The sequence below is a fragment of the Amycolatopsis sp. NPDC059021 genome, from assembly GCF_042739895.1.
Classification (GTDB): Bacteria; Actinomycetota; Actinomycetes; order Mycobacteriales; family Pseudonocardiaceae; genus Amycolatopsis.
In genome coordinates, this window is record NZ_JBHYIQ010000014.1 from 72923 (window position 1) to 90547 (window position 17625).

At 70.5% G+C, this 17625-nt stretch carries 21 protein-coding genes; 3 read left to right on the forward strand and 18 right to left on the reverse strand.

Going from position 1 to position 17625, the window contains the following annotated elements; translation table 11 throughout:
- Positions 1 to 134: 134 nt before the first annotated feature.
- From ACFWX1_RS11080 to ACFWX1_RS11125, 10 genes are all read right to left on the reverse strand, one after another.
- Positions 135 to 350: a hypothetical protein gene (locus tag ACFWX1_RS11080; protein WP_378386152.1), complete on the reverse strand. Its 216-nt coding sequence runs from the start codon at positions 348 to 350 to the stop codon at positions 135 to 137.
- Position 351: 1 nt separating this feature from the next.
- A complete protein-coding gene (locus ACFWX1_RS11085; protein WP_378386154.1) occupies positions 352 to 654 on the reverse strand; it encodes an antibiotic biosynthesis monooxygenase family protein in 303 nt (100 codons plus the stop codon).
- Entirely contained in the window at positions 647 to 1000 is a 354-nt protein-coding gene (locus ACFWX1_RS11090) for an antibiotic biosynthesis monooxygenase family protein (protein WP_378386156.1), read from the reverse strand. The genes ACFWX1_RS11085 and ACFWX1_RS11090 overlap by 8 nt, the downstream gene beginning before the upstream one ends.
- On the reverse strand, positions 1000 to 1752 hold the full coding sequence (locus ACFWX1_RS11095; RefSeq protein ID WP_378386158.1) for an SDR family NAD(P)-dependent oxidoreductase: 753 nt from the start codon (positions 1750 to 1752) through the stop codon (positions 1000 to 1002). The genes ACFWX1_RS11090 and ACFWX1_RS11095 overlap by 1 nt, the downstream gene beginning before the upstream one ends.
- 61 nt (positions 1753 to 1813) lie before the next feature.
- The gene (locus tag ACFWX1_RS11100) at positions 1814 to 2284 is read right to left on the reverse strand and encodes an anthrone oxygenase family protein (RefSeq protein ID WP_378386159.1); all 471 of its coding nucleotides are present in this window, start codon (positions 2282 to 2284) and stop codon (positions 1814 to 1816) included.
- 25 nt (positions 2285 to 2309) lie between these two features.
- Positions 2310 to 2777, reverse strand: a complete 468-nt coding sequence (locus tag ACFWX1_RS11105; protein WP_378386161.1) for an SRPBCC family protein — start codon at positions 2775 to 2777, stop codon at positions 2310 to 2312.
- A gap of 10 nt (positions 2778 to 2787) precedes the next feature.
- Positions 2788 to 4026, reverse strand: a complete 1239-nt coding sequence (locus tag ACFWX1_RS11110) for a ketosynthase chain-length factor (RefSeq protein WP_378386163.1) — start codon at positions 4024 to 4026, stop codon at positions 2788 to 2790.
- A 46-nt stretch (positions 4027 to 4072) separates the two neighbouring features.
- A complete protein-coding gene (locus ACFWX1_RS11115) occupies positions 4073 to 5329 on the reverse strand; it encodes a beta-ketoacyl-[acyl-carrier-protein] synthase family protein (protein WP_378386165.1) in 1257 nt (418 codons plus the stop codon).
- Complete coding sequence (locus ACFWX1_RS11120) at positions 5326 to 5757, reverse strand: cupin domain-containing protein (protein WP_378386167.1); 432 nt, start codon at positions 5755 to 5757, stop codon at positions 5326 to 5328. Before ACFWX1_RS11120 ends, ACFWX1_RS11115 begins: the two co-directional genes overlap by 4 nt.
- Entirely contained in the window at positions 5754 to 6089 is a 336-nt protein-coding gene (locus tag ACFWX1_RS11125) for a TcmI family type II polyketide cyclase (RefSeq protein ID WP_378386169.1), read from the reverse strand. The genes ACFWX1_RS11120 and ACFWX1_RS11125 overlap by 4 nt, the downstream gene beginning before the upstream one ends.
- 180 nt (positions 6090 to 6269) lie before the next feature.
- On the opposite strand from ACFWX1_RS11125, the gene ACFWX1_RS11130 reads away from it, so the two are divergent.
- A complete protein-coding gene (locus ACFWX1_RS11130) occupies positions 6270 to 6650 on the forward strand; it encodes a SchA/CurD-like domain-containing protein (RefSeq protein WP_378386170.1) in 381 nt (126 codons plus the stop codon).
- Between the two features lie 25 nt (positions 6651 to 6675).
- Positions 6676 to 8286, forward strand: a complete 1611-nt coding sequence (locus ACFWX1_RS11135) for an FAD-dependent monooxygenase (RefSeq protein ID WP_378386172.1) — start codon at positions 6676 to 6678, stop codon at positions 8284 to 8286.
- Positions 8287 to 8430: 144 nt separating this feature from the next.
- Here ACFWX1_RS11135 and ACFWX1_RS11140 read toward each other — a convergent pair whose 3' ends face one another.
- The 7 genes from ACFWX1_RS11140 to ACFWX1_RS11170 form a co-directional block, all read right to left on the reverse strand.
- Positions 8431 to 9618 (reverse strand): FAD-dependent monooxygenase, encoded by a 1188-nt coding sequence (locus ACFWX1_RS11140; RefSeq protein ID WP_378386174.1) that lies wholly within the window; start codon positions 9616 to 9618, stop codon positions 8431 to 8433.
- Complete coding sequence (locus ACFWX1_RS11145; protein WP_378386176.1) at positions 9618 to 10301, reverse strand: class I SAM-dependent methyltransferase; 684 nt, start codon at positions 10299 to 10301, stop codon at positions 9618 to 9620. The genes ACFWX1_RS11140 and ACFWX1_RS11145 overlap by 1 nt, the downstream gene beginning before the upstream one ends.
- 36 nt (positions 10302 to 10337) lie before the next feature.
- On the reverse strand, positions 10338 to 10784 hold the full coding sequence (locus ACFWX1_RS11150; protein ID WP_378386178.1) for a DUF1772 domain-containing protein: 447 nt from the start codon (positions 10782 to 10784) through the stop codon (positions 10338 to 10340).
- Between the two features lie 15 nt (positions 10785 to 10799).
- Positions 10800 to 11726, reverse strand: coding sequence for an NAD(P)-dependent oxidoreductase (locus ACFWX1_RS11155; RefSeq protein ID WP_378386180.1), 927 nt, complete (start codon positions 11724 to 11726; stop codon positions 10800 to 10802).
- A gap of 5 nt (positions 11727 to 11731) precedes the next feature.
- The gene (locus tag ACFWX1_RS11160; RefSeq protein WP_378386182.1) at positions 11732 to 12112 is read right to left on the reverse strand and encodes a SchA/CurD-like domain-containing protein; all 381 of its coding nucleotides are present in this window, start codon (positions 12110 to 12112) and stop codon (positions 11732 to 11734) included.
- The gene (locus ACFWX1_RS11165; RefSeq protein WP_378386183.1) at positions 12112 to 12849 is read right to left on the reverse strand and encodes an SDR family NAD(P)-dependent oxidoreductase; all 738 of its coding nucleotides are present in this window, start codon (positions 12847 to 12849) and stop codon (positions 12112 to 12114) included. The genes ACFWX1_RS11160 and ACFWX1_RS11165 overlap by 1 nt, the downstream gene beginning before the upstream one ends.
- Before the next feature lie 112 nt (positions 12850 to 12961).
- Positions 12962 to 14164, reverse strand: a complete 1203-nt coding sequence (locus tag ACFWX1_RS11170) for an FAD-dependent monooxygenase (protein WP_378386185.1) — start codon at positions 14162 to 14164, stop codon at positions 12962 to 12964.
- Positions 14165 to 14458: 294 nt separating this feature from the next.
- Between ACFWX1_RS11170 and ACFWX1_RS11175 the strand changes: the two genes are divergently transcribed.
- On the forward strand, positions 14459 to 16318 hold the full coding sequence (locus tag ACFWX1_RS11175; RefSeq protein WP_378386187.1) for a BTAD domain-containing putative transcriptional regulator: 1860 nt from the start codon (positions 14459 to 14461) through the stop codon (positions 16316 to 16318).
- 181 nt (positions 16319 to 16499) lie between these two features.
- Here ACFWX1_RS11175 and ACFWX1_RS11180 read toward each other — a convergent pair.
- On the reverse strand, positions 16500 to 17625 hold a 1126-nt coding region (locus tag ACFWX1_RS11180; RefSeq protein WP_378386189.1), incomplete at its 5' end, for an NB-ARC domain-containing protein.

Genomic DNA, 17625 nt, shown 5'->3' on the forward strand with positions numbered 1-17625 from the left:
CAAACCCCCCCCCCCCCCCCCCCCCAGCCCGCCCCTTGGGGGGGGGGTTGTTTTTTTTTAAACCCCCCCCCCCCCGGGGGGGGGGGGGGCGCCCCGGGGGGGGGCCCCCCCCCCGGGGGGGCCCCCCCCCACACTCATTCTCCCGTATACGTCCTTTGTGGACTATCAGGCCGTGACTCCCGGCCTGCCAGGCCTTCCAGCACGACGCGGGCCAGCGGCCAGCCGCTCATGGCCGAGCCGAGTACCGCCAGCGCGGCGAGGAAAGCGAGGCCCGCGGGTTTCCTCCGCGCGGTGCCGGACGAACCCTCCGGCACCGCTTCCCCGCTCTCCCGCTCGAAATGGCCGGGCATCTCAGTGCGCCGCCAGTACCCGGTACACTCCGAAGGGCCGGCTCATCCCCGCGTCCCGATAAGGGCGGAGCGGCGCCGTGCTCGACCGATGCGAAGCGCCCTGCTCCCATTCGACAAAAGCGTCGAGGCTCCGCCAGGAACTCACCACGACGAACCCGGCCGGATCGTGCACGGAGTGGAGGAACTCGTTGGCGTACAAGCCATCCACGCCTGCCAGCCGGCTGCTCGTGGCATGGTAGGCGGCCAGGACCCCGTCCGCGTCCTCGGTCCGGTGGTAGAGCAGGACGCGGACCTCCTCAGACATCGGCCTTCTCCCACGCCTCGTGCGTCGGATACTCGGCCGTGCCCTCGAGACGCGCCACCACCGTCATCGTGGCCATCGCGCCGCCGGAGCGGTAGGGATGCAGTTTGGTGCGATGGCTCAGATGCCGGTCGCTGGTCTCGAACTCGCGGAACCGGGCCTCGCTCACCCAGTCGCTCATGATGTAGTACACGCCCTTCTCGTCACCGCGGCAAAGCCACTGGCCGAGGTTCGCGGGGTGCGAGGTGACCGAATCGCCGATCTCCGTCCAGGTGCGCTCGAACTCCGCTTCCTTCCCCTCGATGATCTTCATGGTGAGCATGACCCGGAACACGGCATCGCCCGTCATCAGGAGATCCCCCCGTCGACGTGGATGGTCGCCCCGGTGACGTACCGCGACAGGTCGCTGGCGAGCCACAGCACCGCGTCGGCGACCTCCGCCGGGGTGCCGAGCCTGCCGAGCGCGGTCTTGGCCGCGTAGCGCTCGATCATCGCCTCGCGCTGTTCGGCGGGCATGGCGTCCAGTGCCTCGGTCGCGATCACCCCGAGCGCCAGCACGTTGAACCGCAGCCCGGTGGAGCCGTACTCCTTGGCCAGCGACCGGGTGAGACCGACCAGCGCGGCCTTCGTCGCCGTGTAGTGCGCCCGCAGCGGAATGCCCACCTCGGCCGACTTGGAGCCGATGCTCACCACCGAACCCGAAGAGCCGAGCAGCGGTATCGCGTGCTGCGTCACCAGGAAGGCCGCGGTGAGGTTCGTGTCGACGATCCGGTGCCATTCCGCCAGGGTGAGCTTCTCGTAGGGCACGTGGCTGATGGCGCCCGCGTTGTTCACCACGAGGTCCAGTTCACCGAAGTGGACACGGATCTCGTCGAAGAGCGAAGCGATCTGCTCCGGCTCGACGAGGTCCTTCCGCAGGACGTGGTGCTTTCCGCCGATCTCCGCCAGCTCGCGCTCGAGCGACCTGGCCGCCTCGCTGTCCTGACGGCAGCAGGTGATCACGTCGGCACCGGCACGCGCCAGTGCCAGCACGATGCCCCGGCCCACCCCGCGGGCACCCCCGGTCACCAGTGCCTTTTTCCCGTCCAGTCCCAGATTCATGGTCGCGCTCCTCTTCACGTTGGTGTAGCCGGACAGACCGAAGGAGCCACCCGGCCGGTGTTCACAGCAGCAGGCCGAGTGCGAAGCAGTTGGCCGCGAGGGCCAGCGTGCTGAGCCGGAAGCGGGCCCGGTTCCACGGGCCCCAGTGCCGGCGCGGGTCCCGCGCGGAGAAGTCCGGCGGCAGCCGCTGTGGGTCCAATGTGGACACCCAGCGGTTCACCGGGACGTTCTTGGTGAGGGAGATGACGATGGTGCACAGCGCCAGCACCGCCGCCCCGCCGAACAGCGCCGTGCTGACGTAGTCGCGGCGCACCGCGGCGGCCACCGCGAGCACCCCGTCGCCCAGCACCGTGAGGACGAGGCAGACCGGCATGAACGGATCGAACCGCGTGGCGAAGAAGGCGTGTGCCCGCACGTATTCCTCGGGGGGCAGCCGGGCCAGCAACGGCCAGCCGCCGAGCTGGGTACCGACGAGCACCCCGGCCGAAAGGCCGTTGGCCAACAGGACCAGCGGCAGCAGGACGGCGTACACAGGCCTCTCCTTTCGTCCGGGCGGCTCAGCCCGGCACTCCCGCCCCACGGGCCACCCGCTCGATCCGGTCCTTGATCAGCCGCATCTGCACCGGCGTGTTGCGGTCGAGCCGTTCACGCATGGCTTCGTCGCCGACCGGTGCCTGCGGTTTCATCTCGAAGTCCTGCACCCAGCGCATCCGGACCCCGCCCTCGACCTCGAGGTACTCCCAGAAGATCCACATGTACTTGAACGAGCCGGTCTCGATGCGCTGGGAGCGCACCGTCCGCGTCGCCGCGTCCGGGGTCCGCGCCGAAACCCAGCTCCACACCTTGCCGTTCTCGTCGGGGTGCAGGGCAAGCCGGAACACGATCGTCCCGTCCCGCTCGCCGAGCACTGTCGACTCGGAATACTCGCTGAACAGCTTCGTCCACGAGCCGATGTCGTTGGTCATGTCCCAGACCAGATCCATCGGCGCTTCGATGACTATCTCGTTGTCGGTGTGCCCTGCCATTTTCCGGACCTCATTTCCGTTGCGTTCCCGATTCGCGGAGCACGACGGCGGCGGTGAACCCGCCGTGGCCGCGCGCCAGTACCAGCGCGGTGCGCAGGAAGCGTTCGCGCGGCCGGTGCAGCACCAGGTCGAGCTCGCATCCCGCGGCGGGCGTGTCGACCCCGGCCGCCACCGGGATGACCTGGTCACGCAGGCACAGCAGCGCGGTGGCCACGTCCAGCGCCGCCCCGCCGCCGTAGAGCCGCCCGGTGAGGCTCTTCGTGGTGGTGACCGGAACACCCCGCGCGCCGAACACCGCCGTGATCGCACCGGCCTCGGCCAGATCCTCCTCCGGCACACCCGCGGCGTCGGCGAACACGACGTCCACTTCGGACGGTGCGACACCGGCGTCGGCCAGCGCCCGCTCCACGGTCCCCCGCAGGGCCCGCGGCCGGGGCGAGCCAGGGGGCGGGTCGAAGCCGCCCGCGTACCCGGCGATCTCGCCGTAGGGCCGCCTGCCGCCGATCTTCGCCGCGTCCTCCACGATCAGGATCGCGCCGCCCTCCCCGGGGAGATAGCCCGACGCCGCGGCGTCGAACGGCCGGTACGCGGTGGTCGGGTCCGGCGCGGTGGACAGCAACCCGGTCGACAGCTGCGCGGTCAGGCCGTAGGGACACAACGACGCGTCGGTCCCGCCGGTGACGACCAGCCGCGACCCGGTCTTGACCAGCCGGCGGGCCTGGCCCAGCGCGTCGAGCCCGCCCGCCTGCTCGCAGCAGAGCACTCCGCACGGCCCGCGCATACCGTGCCGGATCGCGACCTGCCCCGTGGTCGCGGCGTAGAACCACGCGATCGACTGATAGGCGCCCACCCAGCCGGGGCCCTGCCGGTAGAGCCGTTCCATCTCGTGCTGGCCGAATTCGGTGCCACCGGACGAGCTGGCCGTCACGACCGCCATCTCGTACTCCGGGAGGTCCGCGGGCCGGACCCCGGCGTCCGCGAGCGCCAGGTCGGTGGCCACGAAAGCGAACTGCGTCCAGAGATCGGTCTGCGGCACCAGCCGGGCGGGGACCTGGGCCGCGGGATCGAATCCCGGTACCTGGCCCGCGAAGCGCACCGGGTACCCCGACGGGTCGAACCGGTCGATCCGGCCGATCCCCGACTTGCCAGCCAGCACCGCCTGCCAATGCGTTTCGACGCCGATACCGGTCGGGGCGACGACCCCGATCCCGGTCACCACCGCCGTACCGGCCGTGCTCCGAAAGCTCACCAGTTACCTCCTTGCCGCTGCGACGAATCGATCGGACCGGACGCGGTTACCGTGGTCTGCCGAGCAACGCGGCGGTCTGGAATCCGCCGAAGCCGCTGCCCACGCTGAGCACCACGTCCATCCGGTGCTCCCGCGCCACCCGCGGCACGTAGTCCAGGTCGCACTCGGGATCGCGGTTCTCGAGATTCGCCGTGGGCGGCACGACCTGCCGTTCCAGTGCCAGCGCGCAGGCCGCGACCTCGATCGACCCGATCGCGCCGAGCGAGTGGCCGATCATCGACTTGATCGAGCTCACCGGCACCTCGTAGGCGCGGTCGCCGAGGCTGCGTTTGAACGCCGCGGTCTCGTGCCGGTCGTTCTGTTTCGTGCCCGACCCGTGCGCGTTGACGTAGTCCACGTCGCCCGGATCGATCCGCGCCTGCCGCATCGCCACCCGGATCGCCTCGGCCATCTCCCGTCCGTCCGGTTTGAGACCGGTCATGTGGAAAGCATTGCTGCGGTTGCCGAACCCGATCACCTCGGCGTAGATCCGCGCGCCACGCGCCCGTGCCGCGGCGGAGTCTTCGAGGACCAGCACCGCGGCGCCCTCGCCGAGCACGAAACCGTCGCGGCCGGCGTCGAAGGGCCTGGACGCGTGCGCCGGATCGTCGTTGTTCGGCGAGGTCGCCCTGATCGCGTCGAAGCAAGCGGACGTGATGGGCGACAGGGGCGCGTCGGTGGCGCCCGCGATCACCACGTCCGCTGTGCCCTCCTCGATGAGCGCGACGCCGTGGCCGATGGCGTCCAGGCCGGACGTACAGCCGGTCGAGATCAGCGCCGCCGGCCCCTCGGCCTCGACCTCGTGCGCCACCTCGACCGCGATCGTGCTCGGCACCATGTAGCCGTAGAGGTGCGGAACGCCGTAGGTGTGGTCGACCAGCCAGCGCCGCCCGGCGTCGGAGAGCACGGTGTACTCCTCCTCCAGGCCCATGGTGCAGCCGACGGCGCTGCCGATGCTCACGGCGATCCGGCCGGGGTCGCGCGCGGCCAGTTCGCAACCGCTGTCCCGGACGGCTTCGCGCGTGCAGACGACGGCGAACTGCGCCGCCCGGTCCATGCGCCGGATCTGCTGGGGCGAAAGCCCGGCCGCCACCGGGTCGAAGTCCACCTCGGCCGCGATCCGGGACCGGAAGGCGGCGGGATCGAACAACGTGATGCGCCGGGTCGCCGTGCGCCCCTCGGCCAGCAGGTCCCAGAACGCCTCGCGCCCCACCCCGCCGGGCGCCACCACGCCGATGCCGGTGATCGCGGCCCGCCTGGTCACCTCGGCTCCTGGACACGGGGATGCGGCTCGGCAGGCCGGATCGCTTCCTCGGTGTCGACATGGCCGAGATCGGGCCGGGGCGCCAGCGGTGACAAGTGGAACACGGCCTCGGCCCGGACCGTGCCGACGTTGCGCAGCCGGTGGCGGACGCCGATGGGCACCAGCAGCGACTGGCCCGCGGCCAGTCGCACCGGTGTCCCGTCCATGGTCATCTCCAGGGCACCGGAGACCACGTGCAGGAACTCCTCGGAGTACGGGTGATAGTGCTCGGTGACGAATTCGCCGGGCTCGAGCGAAAGCACCCCGCCGAAACCCGATGTCGCCTCCACCGTCTTCGGGCTCAAGGTCACGCGCAGATCCCCGCCCCGGCGCCGGTTCGGCGCCACCGTCGCGGAGTCGACCCGGAGCCGCTCCCAGTTCGCGCTCATCGGACCCGCCCGTCCTCGGCGGTCCAGACGTAGAAGGGCGCGGCCATCGCGTCCTTCGGTTCCTTCCAGTTCGGGTCGTACGGCGAAACGAGTTCGGCCAGCCGCGTGTTGATGTCCTGGTACAGCGGATGGCTGCGGGCGCGGTAGAGATTCGCCGAAATGTCCTCGTCCGCTTCGACGAGATGGAAATACAGATCGTGGAACGTGAACAAAGTCCGCCGCCGCACCCCGACCAGGTGCGGCAGATCCGTTTCGTCCGACGCACCGAAGGTTTCGGCGATGCGCTCCGGCCGATCGGTCTTCAGCTTCGCCACGATCAGCGTTCGATGCACGGGTGACCTCCTGGGAAACGTCGCTGGAGCCCCAGGCTGCCGACCGGCGCTGGTGCGTCACTCGAACCAAGCTCCAGCGGCGCGACACGGATGCCGCCCCGAGTTCGCCCCCAGCACGTTCCGAGCCCCGCCGGACACGATCCGCGGGAGCACCGCCAGCGATGAAGGGGAGGAGCGTCCATGCCGCTCGCCGCGATCACCTATGACATCAAGCCCGGCCACGAGGACGACGTCGCCGAGATCTTCGGCGGCTTCCGCCGGGTCGGTTCGGCCGCCGTGCCGACCGGCGACGCCGAGGTGGCGACCCGCATTCTCGCCACCGGCGTGTTCATCCGGGACGACCTGCTGGTCCGGTTCATCGAGTACGAGGGCGATCTCGACGCGGTCGCCCGGCACATGGCCACGCAGCCCGGCGTCCGCGAGGTCGAGCGCAAACTCGCGCCCTATCTCAGCAAGCCCCGGGACACCGGGACCGTCGAGGGGTTCGTCGCCACCTTCCGCCGGAGCCTGCTGCGCTGTGTCAGCCAGATTTCGGTGCCCCGGGTGTCGCATGTGGACTGATCAAGAAGGCCGAACGGAGACAGGAATGTTTGACACGAAGGTACCGGTACTGATCGTGGGGGCGGGGCCGGTCGGCCTCGCCACCGCACTGTTCCTCGGACGCCACGGCGTCAAGACCCTGCTCGTCGAGAAACGGGACGGCACCTCCGTGCTCCCGCGTGCCCCAGGGCTTCAAGCCCGCACCATGGAACTGTTCCGCTCGGCCGGGATCCACCACGCCATCCGCGCGCTGGAGATGGGTGACTCGCACCCGTATTTCGAAGGCGGCATCCTGCAGGTCGAGACCTTCTCCGGGATCGACGACGCCGTCGTGCTCGAGGCGCCGTCGCTCGACGGGCCGCTGATCAGCCCCGAGCGCGTCATGGGCTGCGGCCAGGACCGCTACGAAAAGGTCCTCGTCGAGCTCGCCAGGGAGAACGGCTGCGACGTCCGGTTCAACCACCGGCTGGTCTCGTTCATCCAGGACACCCACCACGTCACCGCGATCGTCGAGGACAAGGTGACCGGCGAACGGCTGACGGTGCGGGCCGACTACCTCGTCGGCGCCGACGGCGCCGGCAGCCGGACGCGCGAGGCGCTCGGCGTGGCCCGCGCCGGCCGGGGCACGGTCTTCAACGCCCTGAGCATCTACTTCCGCGCGCCGGAGCTCGAAACAGTCCTCAAAGGACGCAAGTTCATCCTCTGCTACGCGACGGCGGCGCCGGGCACGCTCATGGGCCTGTCCCGGCTCCACGGCAGGGATCCCTGGCTGGCCGCGCCGCTCTACGAGCCTGCCAAGGGCGAAAGCCCAGCCGATTTCACCGACGAACGCTGCGTCGAGATCGTCAGGGCCGCGGCGGGCAAGGCCGACCTCGAGGTGGAGGTCGTCGCCAAGGTGCCGTGGGAGGGAGCCCAGCTGGTCGCCGAGACCTTCCGCGTACGGCGGGTCTTCCTCGCCGGCGACGCGGCGCACGTCCATCCCCCGGCGGGCGGATTCGGTGCCAACACCGGTATCCACGACGCGCACAACCTCGCCTGGAAACTCGCCGCGGTCCTGCGGGGCACGGCCGGGGACGCGCTGCTCGACAGCTACGACGCCGAGCGGCGCCGGGTCGGCGAGGCGATGGCGGAACAGGCGATGATCCGCAACCGCATCCGGCACGGGCACGCCGATGCCGCCACCCGGGAGAAGATGGTCGACGACATCATCATCACCCTCGGGTACCGGTACCTCTCGGACGCGATCAGCGGCACGGAGCCCGACGCCGACGTCCTCAGCCCGCGGCTGGAGCTCACCGGCCAGCCCGGCACGCGCGCGCCGCACCTGTGGCTCGACCGCGCGGGTGAGCGCATCTCCACGATCGACCTGTTCTGGAAGGATTTCGTGCTGCTCACCGGATCCGACGACAACGGATGGACCGGGGCGGCGGTGGAGGCGGCGAAGCGCCTCGACGTCCCGGTACGTACGCATGTCATCGCCGACGACGGTGAGCTGAAGCCGGTGGACCGGTCCTGGCCGAAGGTCTACGGCGTCGGCGAGGACGGGGCGGTGCTGGTGCGTCCGGACGGCTTCGTGGCCTGGCGGGCACACGGGGCGACGCGCGGCCAGGCCGAGGTGCTCACCGCGGCGCTGGCGAAGGCGACCGGCAGGCGCTGAACAACGAAAAACCGTCCGCGGTCCTGACGAGGATTCCCGTCAGGACCGCGGACGGCCGTGCGTTCATCTCTGAAACGTACACATGAAACGGTGGCCCCCTTCGCCGAAGCGAGAGAGCCACCGCTCGTCAGCGCAGGACACCGGTCAGGATACGACCGGATCCAGGCGCGGCGGGATCCAGCCGCCGACCTCCGCCAGCCTGCGCTGGGCCTCCGACGGGAGTATCCGCCGCACCGAGAGATTGCGGGCCAGGACCGCGCTCCGGCGTTCGAGCAACGTCAACTGCCCCATGTTCCGCGAAGCCTCGATGATCATCGACGTCCGCGGCAGCCGCTGCCGGTCGTAGGCCGCCAGCGCGGCCCCGAGCTCCGGCTCGGCGGCGACCATCGCGCTCAGCACGACGGCGTCCTCCAGCGCCTGGCAGGCACCCTGCCCCATGTCCGAGGTCATCGCATGGGCGGCGTCGCCGAGCAGGACCACATTCCCCCGCACGAACGTCCTCAGTGGACTCGGGAACTCGTGGACATCGTGGTGCAGCACCGTATGCGCTTCCGTGCTTGCGAGCAGCGCGGGAATGGGATCGTGCCAGGAACCGAACCGCCGCACCACCGCCGCGTGTTCGTCGGCCTCGTGCGCACCGCACGGCGTGTTCGCCACCGCGTACCAGTACACCCTGCCGTCGGCCAGCGGCATCCGGCCGAACTGCCGCCCCCGCCCCCAGGTGTTCCCGCCCGGTTCGGCGAAGGTCCCGGTGGTGATACCGCGCCACACGCTGTGTCCACTGTAGACAGGAGCGGGCGCGGTCGGCCACAGCAGGCGGCGAACGGTGCTGTTGACCCCGTCCGCCGCCACGACCAGGTCCGCGGGAACCTCCTCCGCGCCGGCCGTCCTCAGGTATTTGACGAGAGCGCGCCCGCCTTCCGTGACGACGTCGACGACCTCCGCGCCGGTACGGATCGCGCCGGGCGCCAGGGCACCGGCCAGCACCCGCAGCAGCTGGGGCCGCAGCACGATGCTGGCCCGCAACCCGTTCGCACGCACGAAATCGGGGTCGGCGGGCGGGGTCAGCCTGCGGCCACGTGGTGTCCGCACCCCCTCGCCACCCGGGGCCATGGTCGCCGCCATCGCCCGGATCCGCGTGCCGACGCCGAGTTCGTCGAGGCAGCGCGTCGCGTTCGACATCAACGACACCCCGAGACCGAGTTCGCGCAACTCGGGCGAGCGCTCCAGGACGAGCACGTCCCAGCCCGCCCGCCGCAATCCCACCGCCGCGGCGAGCCCGCCGATGCCGCCGCCCACCACCACCGCCCGGCTTCCCGGCTTCGCGTTCATCACGGCGCGGTGGCCTCGAAGACCGCCACACAGCCGTGCACCGCGAGCTTGAAGCTCGGGAAGTGCTTGGCCAGCTGCTCGCGGAGGCCGTCGACGTCGTCGGGCTGGTTCTGGAAGTTGCCGCGGCGATGCTGCTCCCGCATCAGATACCGGGTCACCCGGTTCATCGGGACCTGCCTGGCCAGCACCGTGCTGCCGAACAGAACGCCCCCGGGCTTCAGGCAGGCGGCCACGTGCTCGAAGACCACTCCCTTGGCGGCCCAGCCACCGGGGATGGTGTGGAACACCAGGTTCAGCGCCGCGGAGTCGTAGTGTTTTCCGGGCAACGGCAACGGCTCGAGCAGGTTGGCCACCACCGATTCCGGCGCGTACCTGGCGATCCGTTCCCGGGAAGCACGCAGGCATTCCTCGTGCAGGTCGAGCAGCGTGATCTCCGGGCGGGGCACCGGGAACCGGCAGCGATCGACGAAGTACCCGGTGCCGGGCCCCAGCTCCAGGTGCTTTTCGCCGACCGAACGGTCGTAGAGCGACCGCATCAGCCGTGGCGGGCAGCGCCAGACGAACGAACAGAAGACACCGAGCACGAGCAGGTCGTAGATCGCGAGAACACGTTTCGTGTACACCGACTGCGCTCGCACGATCCGGGGATCGAGCTCGCCAGGCGGGCTTGCTTCAAAGGACATCTTCCGCCTCCGTTTCCCCGGTCCGGGCGCGGCGGGTCATCCCACGGCCACGGCGTTCAGCACGAGCGCGGCGATGGCGAGCCCGGTGCGCAGCAGGTGCCACCGGCGCCACACCGGCCGGGGATCGACCCAGTCCGCCGGAACCCGCTCCGGGTCCAGCTTCTTCACCCCTCGGTTGAGGGGCACGTTGCAGAAATGCGAAACCACCGAAACGCCGAGCAGCAGCACCGCGCCCAGCACGAACAGCAAGCGGGACGAGCCGTCCCCGAGGACGGCGAGCAGCACGTCGAGGGCGAACGAGGTGAGCACGACGACGGGCATCGTCGGGTCCCAGTTCCGGCCGAGCAGCTGGTGGGTGTACACGTACCGGTCGGCGGGCATGGCGAACAGCGCGGGCAGCACACTGAGCGCCACCGCGAACAGCACTCCCGCCGTCACGCCGCTGCCGACGAGCGCACTCACCTCGAAGATCGAGACGACCATTGCGGCTCCCGCTGGTCACCGCGACGGGCCCAGCACCGGGCCCGGTTCCCGCCGTGGCTGTCCCACCAGCTCGACCACCACGGCCGCGTCCTCGTCGCCCCGGCCGCTCTCCAGCGCCTTGCCGAAGACGTCGGCGGCCGCCTCCACCATGCCGAGACCGACCCGGTGCGCTTCCGCCTCCTCGCGCGCCAGCAGGAGATCCTTGTGCATCAGCGCGGAGCGGAAGGCCGCGGGCCGGTACGCCCCGTCCCGCATCAGCTCCGCGCGAAAGTTCAGCACGGGAGACCGCCAGGCGCTGTTCTCCAGGACGGACAGGAACTGCTGCCTGCCGAGCCCCGCCTTCTCCGCGAAGACCACCGCCTCCGCCAGTCCCGCGGTCTGGATCCCGAGGAGCAGGTTGAACGAGAGCTTGAGCACACTCGCCGCGCCCGCTTCGCCGAGGTAACGGATTTCCTTGCCGAAGGCGGCCAGCAAGTCTCCGACACCGTCCACATGGGACTTCTCGCCTGCCGTGTAGACGCGGAGCTCGCCCGCCTTCGCCATCTTCGGGTTGCCGATCACGCACGCCTCCACCCGCGGGATTCCCGCGGCGGCGAGGCGGAGTGTGACGCTTCGCGCGTAGGCGGGCGAAACCGTCGTGGTGTCGATGATCGTCGTACCGGGCCGGATCCGCGAAGACATGTGTCCGAAAAGGACTTCGTCGACGCTCGGTTCCCCGGCGAGGCTCAGCACGACGACGTCGGCATCCGCCCCGGCCTCCGCCGCCGACCCCGCCCGCACCGCACCGGCGCCGACCAGTTCGTCGGCCTTGCCGGGAGTGCGGTTGAAGACCGTGACGGGGAACCCCGCGCGCAGGATGGAGTGGGCGATCCCCGACCCCATCCCGCCGAGCCCCACCACGGCGACCTTGGTTTCGCCCGCTGTTTCCGCTCTGTCGGTCATCGGACCTACCGCCCCACGTTGTGTGTTTCGACGGAAAGCTGCGAGACACAGCGCATGGTGGCGTTCCGGAAGTACTCCCCGAATCCGCGTTCGGTGCTCGTGTCCCTGTCCTCGGCGAGGAACGGCCGCAGCTTCTCTTCGATCAGGTGCACCCCGCGCTGGGCCGCCATATGCCGCGCGATGGCGGAGAAATCACCTTCGTAGTGAATGACGCGCACCATGACGTCGTCTTTGACGAAGACCGCGGTACCCAGCAGTTTACCCGCCCGGTTTCCGTCCTCGTCCCGGAATTCGGGGGTGTCGACCCGCTGGAATCCCGCGAATATCCGGGCTATTTCCTCTTCGTTCCCCGGCTTGACCCGGTAGGTGATCGCCGCGAATGCCATCAGACTCCTCCGTCCACGTTGAGAACCGCTCCGGAGACGTACCGCGAGGTGTCGCCCGCCAGGAACAGCACCGCGCCCGCGACGTCCTCCGGCTGGCAGATCCGGCCCAGCGCCGTCATCCCGACGATCCGTTCCACCGCCTGCGGTGGCAGGCCCGCCCCGGGTTCGGTCTCGGTCAGGCCGGGCGCCACGACGTTCACCCGCACCTGCCGCTCCCCCAGTTCCTTGCACAGCGACCGGGTCAGCCCGATGAGCGCCGCCTTCGAAGCGCCGTAGTGCACCCCGGCCGCGCGGCCCCGCAGTGCCACGGAGGAACCCACGTTGACCACGGACGCGCCGTTCGCGAGAAGCTCACGCACCGCGTGGGTCACGAGGTAGGTGGTGGTGACATTGTGGTCGAGCACGCGCTGCCATTCGCCGAAGCCGAGTTCCCCGAACGGCGTCGGGCCGTCGACCCCGACGTTGTTGACCAGGACGTCGAGCTGTCCGAACTCGCCGGCCACCGCCTTCGCCAAGGTGGCGGCGCCCTCGGCGCTGGTCACATCGCTCCGCACGAGCGTGTACCGGCCGCCGGCTTCGTCGAGTTCGGCAGCGAGACGCTTCGCCGCGTCTTCGTCGGCGCGGTAGCCGACGATCGTCGCCGCGCCGGCACGGGCGAACGCCAGTGTGACGGCGCGTCCGATTCCCTTGGTGCCGCCGGTGACCAGCACTCGTTTGTTCGCCAACCCCTGATCCACCGCAGGATCTCCATTCTCCGAGTGACCGTGCCCAGCACCCGGCGATCATGGGTGCGGGACGTGGGGTCTGGCTCGAAGCGCGGTCGAAGCCTCCGGCACGCCCGGCGGCCCGTCAGGGACAGGCGTCCCAGGAGATCCGGTGCCGGTAGGTCCGCGCCGTTTCGGCGACCGCGGCGCCGACGACGGCGGGCAACCGGATGCGGCGGACCAGTTGCCCCAGCTGGTCCAGCGGGGCGATGGCCAGGCCCGCGCCCACCGCCTGCCCCAGCACCCGGCCCGCCCTCGGATGCCGGATCCGGTGATAGCCGGAGAACGCTTCGGGAACGGAATCGTTGCGGCGCAGGGAATCGGCCAGCGTGATCGCGTCCTCCAGCTCCATCGACACGCCGTGCGCCGAGTACTCGCCCGTCCCGTGCGCGGCGAAGCCCACCAGGCAGATCCGCCCGCGATGCCAGCTCCGCAACGACGGCGTCGTGTAGATCGCGTTCCGGTCGATCCACTCGGTCGCCCGCACGAGATCCGCGATCGGCGCGGGGTCCCCGGCGTGCAGTTCCGCCAGCCTGGCCCGCCAGACGGCGCTCGGCCGGTGCCGGCTGTCGGGGTCCGGCGCCGCGGCGGTCTGGTACCAGAAAACGTCCCCGTTCGTGAGCACCTGGTAGACGAAGCACCCGTACTGCCCGAAGGTCACGTGCAACTGCCCGTCCGCGTGATCCAGCCCCGGCAGGCGGGCGAATCCCGAGCAGCCCATGACCCCGCTGAACCGCGGCGGCGCGGCATCCCGGTCGACCAGCGCCCGCACGTCCGACCACCTGCCGTCACACCCGAGGAGCAGGTGCGCCGCGGTGACCGGGCGCCCCGCGAAATGGACGAGTACGTCATGATGGCGGGATTCCGCACCGGTGAACGAAACACCGAATTCCATCGGCACGTCGGCGCGGCAGGCCGCGCTGCGCAGCACGCCGAGCAGATCGCGCCTGCCCACCAGCAACGAGTCGCCCGCCACCTCGCCGAGCCGCTCCCCGGACTGACCGTGGAGGACGATCCGGCGGCTGGCCTGGCCGAGCACCCGGACCGCGGCCGCGAGGCCGAGCGTCCGGAGCACCTCCAGCCCGTTCGGGGTGAGCGCGACCAGTCCCGCGGGCACCTGACGAGGATCACGGCCGCGGTCGTAGACGATCGGCTCGTATCCCGCGCGTTTGAGAAATAGTGCGACGGCCAATCCGGCAACATCACAGCCGACGATTATCACCCGCCCTCGCACCCCGACACGATAGCAAAACGTGAAATCGACACACAATTCCCACGAGGCCGCCATCCGGACACGGCATCTTGGTACATCCGGGTGAACAGTTGCCCCTTCGAGCCGCGTTCAAGGCTTTTTCCAGGGTTCTTCCAGGCGTGATCAAGGTGCGGCCAGCATGGTCGGCCGCAAGGTGATCGGCCTGGGGGCTGGGGAAACACCACGATGCAGCACGTTCCTCGACGGCGGATGGCGCGCCGCCGGGGAAACGGGCAAGCCCGCGATCCTGCCGGTCATTCACCAATGGGGACCTGCCGGGCGCCATTTCGATCCCCCGGCACACAAATGCTGGAAGGAGCGTTACCGAGCGTGCACATCAGCGTACTGGGACCGTTCGAAGTCATACGCGACGGCACCGACGTGACACCCACCGCGCCCAAACTCCGGCTGGTGCTCAGCATGTTGAGCCTGCATGCCGGCTACTCCGTGTCGAACGAGCAGCTCATCGACGAGATCTGGGAGGAATCGCCACCCGCCAGCGTGATCACGACCCTGCAGACCTACATCTACCAGCTGCGCAAGCTGCTCCGGATCGCCGTGCCGCAGGGGAGACGGCACGGAATCCGGACGACCGAACCGTGTCTCCGGACGACACCGAACGGGTACCTGCTGGAGCTGGGAGCAGGCACCCTCGACGCCGACGAATTCGAAAAGCTCGCCACGCACGGCAAGAAACTCTGGGAATCCGGCGACATCCTGGAGGCCGCCGACACCCTGCGGGCGGCGCTCGACCTGTGGCGTGGCCCCGCGCTGGCCGACGTCACCCCCGGCACCGTGCTCAAGGCGTCGATCGCCCGGCTCGACGAAATCCGGGCGAACGCACTGGACCGGCGGATCGACGCGGACCTGATACTGGGCAGGCACCGGGAACTCGTCGGCGAGCTGACCTCCCTGGTCGCCCAGCAGCCGACGAACGAAGCGCTCCAGGCCAAGCTGATGCTGGCGTTGTATCGCACCGGCAGGCGATCGGAAGCACTCCAGACCTACCAGCACGCCCGGTCGGCACTGGCGGACGAGCTGGGATTGGACCCGTCCGCCGCGCTGCGACGGCTGCACGAACAGATCCTGGCGGCGGACCCCGGACTCGACGCCGCGGCCCCGGGTACGGTGCGGGTCGCGGGGCTCGCCGAACCACCGTGCCAGCTGCCCCGTGTCGGTCTTCCCCTCAGCGGGCGCGACGACGAGATCGAGCAGGCCGTACGCACACTGGGCGGCGAAAACGGCGCACCCGCCATGGTCGTCGTGGTCGGCCCTCCGGACATCGGCAAGTCCGCCTTCTGCGTCACCGTCGGGCACCGGGTCCGCGACCTCTTCCCGGACGGACAGCTCTACGCCGAACTCGTGGACGCCGACGACCAGGTCGTCGACACCGCCGAGGTGCTCGCCGGTTTCCTCCGGGCGGCCGGGATTCCTCCCGCCAAGGTGCCCGGCACGCTGGAGGAGCGATGTCAGCTGTTCCGCAGCTGGACGGCACGGCGCCGGGTCCTGGTGGTGCTCGACGACGTGACCGACGCACGAGACGTGCTGGCGCTGCTGCCGTCGGGCAGCGCCTGCGGCGTGATGCTCTCCGGCCGTCGCAGGCTCGCGCTGCCGACGAGCACCACGACGATCGAGCTGCGCCCGCTCAGTACGCAGGACAGCCTGCGACTGCTCCTGCGCACGGCAGGCGCGAACCGGGTGCGCATCGCTCCGGCGGCCGCGCGTGATCTGCTGCGTCTCTGCGACGGCCTGCCCGGTGTGCTGCGCGCCGCGGCGGACCAGTTGCAGAACCACCCGCACTGGACACTGGCCCGGCTCCTGAACTGGTTGCGAAGACGGCTCGACAGCACCGCCTTCGACACCACCGACCTCCACCTGGTCAACGGGGTACGCCGCAGTTGCCGGCTCCTGCCCCCGTCGGCACAGGCCGCGGTCCAGGCCATGGCGCATCACCACACCGAGTGGGTCTCGGCCGCCGAGGCCGCCGCGCTGCTCGGTGTCGACGAGTTCCACGCCGAAACCATGCTCGAGCACCTGGTCGAGTTCCAGCTCGCCGAAGCGACGGCGGAGGCCCCCTTGCTGGACACGCATCGCTACCGGCTGCGTCCGGTGGTCCGCAGAACGGCCGGTCAGCTCACCGTCGCCCGCGCGGATCCCCTCGCGCTCCCGGTGGCCGCAGGCCGGCGCTGAAACACGCCGCGCGGGGGGGGGGGGGGGGCGGGCGGGCGGGGGGGGGGGGGGGGGGGGCGCCCCGCCGCCCCCCCCCCCGGCGCCCCCCCCGCGCCCGCGGGGGGGGGGGGGCGGGCCCCCCCCCGCGGGGGGGGGGGGGGGGCGCCGCCCCGCCCCCCGCCCGCCCCCCCGGTGCCAGGGGTCAGGCCAGATCGGCCGCCGCCGGACGCTCCGCGAACGTGTGGATCGTCGCCACGGTCACGTTCGGCCACAGTTCCTTGGCGTACAGCCGCAGCAGCGGGTGCAACCGGAATCCGACCTCGGTGTCGCCGGGTGGCTGGAAGATCCGCAGCAGCCCCTCCCCGACAAGACGCACCAGCAGCATTTCCGCGACCTCGGGCTCGCAGCCGAACAACTCGGCGGCCTCCCGGGCGCTGAACAGCCCGCTCTTGAGTTTCGCGAGAGACCGGAACATGAGCTGCGCGTCGGCTTCCAGCATTTCGTAGCTGCTCGCGAACCGCCGCCGGACGTCGATGCCGCTGAAACTGAGCAGATCGAGACGCCGCTTGCTGCGCACCAGGTGCAGCAGCATGTTCCGCAGCGGCCAGTGGTTCGCTGCCTGTAGCCGGGCCGCGACGCACCGGATCGCCAGTGGCAGATGCCCGCACAGCTCCACCAAGGGCAGCGCGTGCAGTTGTTCGGCCGCGACCCGATCGGCCCCGAGGACCGCGACGAGCATCTGCAGTCCTTCCGTGTCGGTGAGCGGGTCGAGTTCCACGGTCCGCACACCGGCCAGCCCCGGCATCCCGGAACGGGAGGTGATCACCGCGGCGCACTCCGGGCCCGCGGGCAGGAGCGACTGCACCTGCGCGGGAGACACGGCGTCGTCGAGCACGACGAGTGCCCGGCGCGAGGAGGTCCATGTCCGGAAGTGCGTGGCGAGCCGCTCGAGGTCGGCGGGGAGCTGATCGTCCGTGAATCCGGCGGAGCGCAGGAAATGCCGGAGGACGTCGGCCGGATCACGCGGCGCCCCGCCCGCCGGACGCAGGTTCGTGAAGAACTGGCCGTCCGGGAACTGCGCCCGGACCCGCTGCGCGAGATGGATGGCGAAAGCGGTCTTCCCGACGCCGGGCATACCCGAAACCGACAGCCCCCGCAGTGCGCTGTCACCGCGCTCGCGGTGCACCAGCTGGCGGGTCGCGGCCTCGACCTGCTCGACCCGCCCGGCGAAATCGTCGATGTCGTGCGGCAGCTGGGCCGGCGTGCTCGACAAGGTCACCACGGGAGCCCGCCGCTGTCCGGCACTCCCGATCGGATCGGGAGTGCCC

Excerpts from the sequence above, each read along its gene's own strand:
- ACFWX1_RS11160 (WP_378386182.1), bottom strand. The coding sequence starts at position 12,112 with ATGGCATTCGCGGCGATCACCTACCGGGTCAAGCCGGGGAACGAAGAG.
- ACFWX1_RS11150 (WP_378386178.1), bottom strand. The coding sequence starts at position 10,784 with ATGGTCGTCTCGATCTTCGAGGTGAGTGCGCTCGTCGGCAGCGGCGTG.
- ACFWX1_RS11105 (WP_378386161.1), bottom strand. The coding sequence starts at position 2,777 with ATGGCAGGGCACACCGACAACGAGATAGTCATCGAAGCGCCGATGGAT.
- ACFWX1_RS11170 (WP_378386185.1), bottom strand. The coding sequence starts at position 14,164 with ATGGCGGCCTCGTGGGAATTGTGTGTCGATTTCACGTTTTGCTATCGT.
- ACFWX1_RS11090 (WP_378386156.1), bottom strand. The coding sequence starts at position 1,000 with ATGACGGGCGATGCCGTGTTCCGGGTCATGCTCACCATGAAGATCATC.
- ACFWX1_RS11085 (WP_378386154.1), bottom strand. The coding sequence starts at position 654 with ATGTCTGAGGAGGTCCGCGTCCTGCTCTACCACCGGACCGAGGACGCG.
- ACFWX1_RS11130 (WP_378386170.1), top strand. The coding sequence starts at position 6,270 with ATGCCGCTCGCCGCGATCACCTATGACATCAAGCCCGGCCACGAGGAC.
- ACFWX1_RS11080 (WP_378386152.1), bottom strand. The coding sequence starts at position 350 with ATGCCCGGCCATTTCGAGCGGGAGAGCGGGGAAGCGGTGCCGGAGGGT.
- ACFWX1_RS11095 (WP_378386158.1), bottom strand. The coding sequence starts at position 1,752 with ATGAATCTGGGACTGGACGGGAAAAAGGCACTGGTGACCGGGGGTGCC.
- ACFWX1_RS11135 (WP_378386172.1), top strand. The coding sequence starts at position 6,676 with ATGTTTGACACGAAGGTACCGGTACTGATCGTGGGGGCGGGGCCGGTC.
- ACFWX1_RS11120 (WP_378386167.1), bottom strand. The coding sequence starts at position 5,757 with ATGAGCGCGAACTGGGAGCGGCTCCGGGTCGACTCCGCGACGGTGGCG.
- ACFWX1_RS11155 (WP_378386180.1), bottom strand. The coding sequence starts at position 11,726 with ATGACCGACAGAGCGGAAACAGCGGGCGAAACCAAGGTCGCCGTGGTG.
- ACFWX1_RS11145 (WP_378386176.1), bottom strand. The coding sequence starts at position 10,301 with ATGTCCTTTGAAGCAAGCCCGCCTGGCGAGCTCGATCCCCGGATCGTG.
- ACFWX1_RS11140 (WP_378386174.1), bottom strand. The coding sequence starts at position 9,618 with ATGAACGCGAAGCCGGGAAGCCGGGCGGTGGTGGTGGGCGGCGGCATC.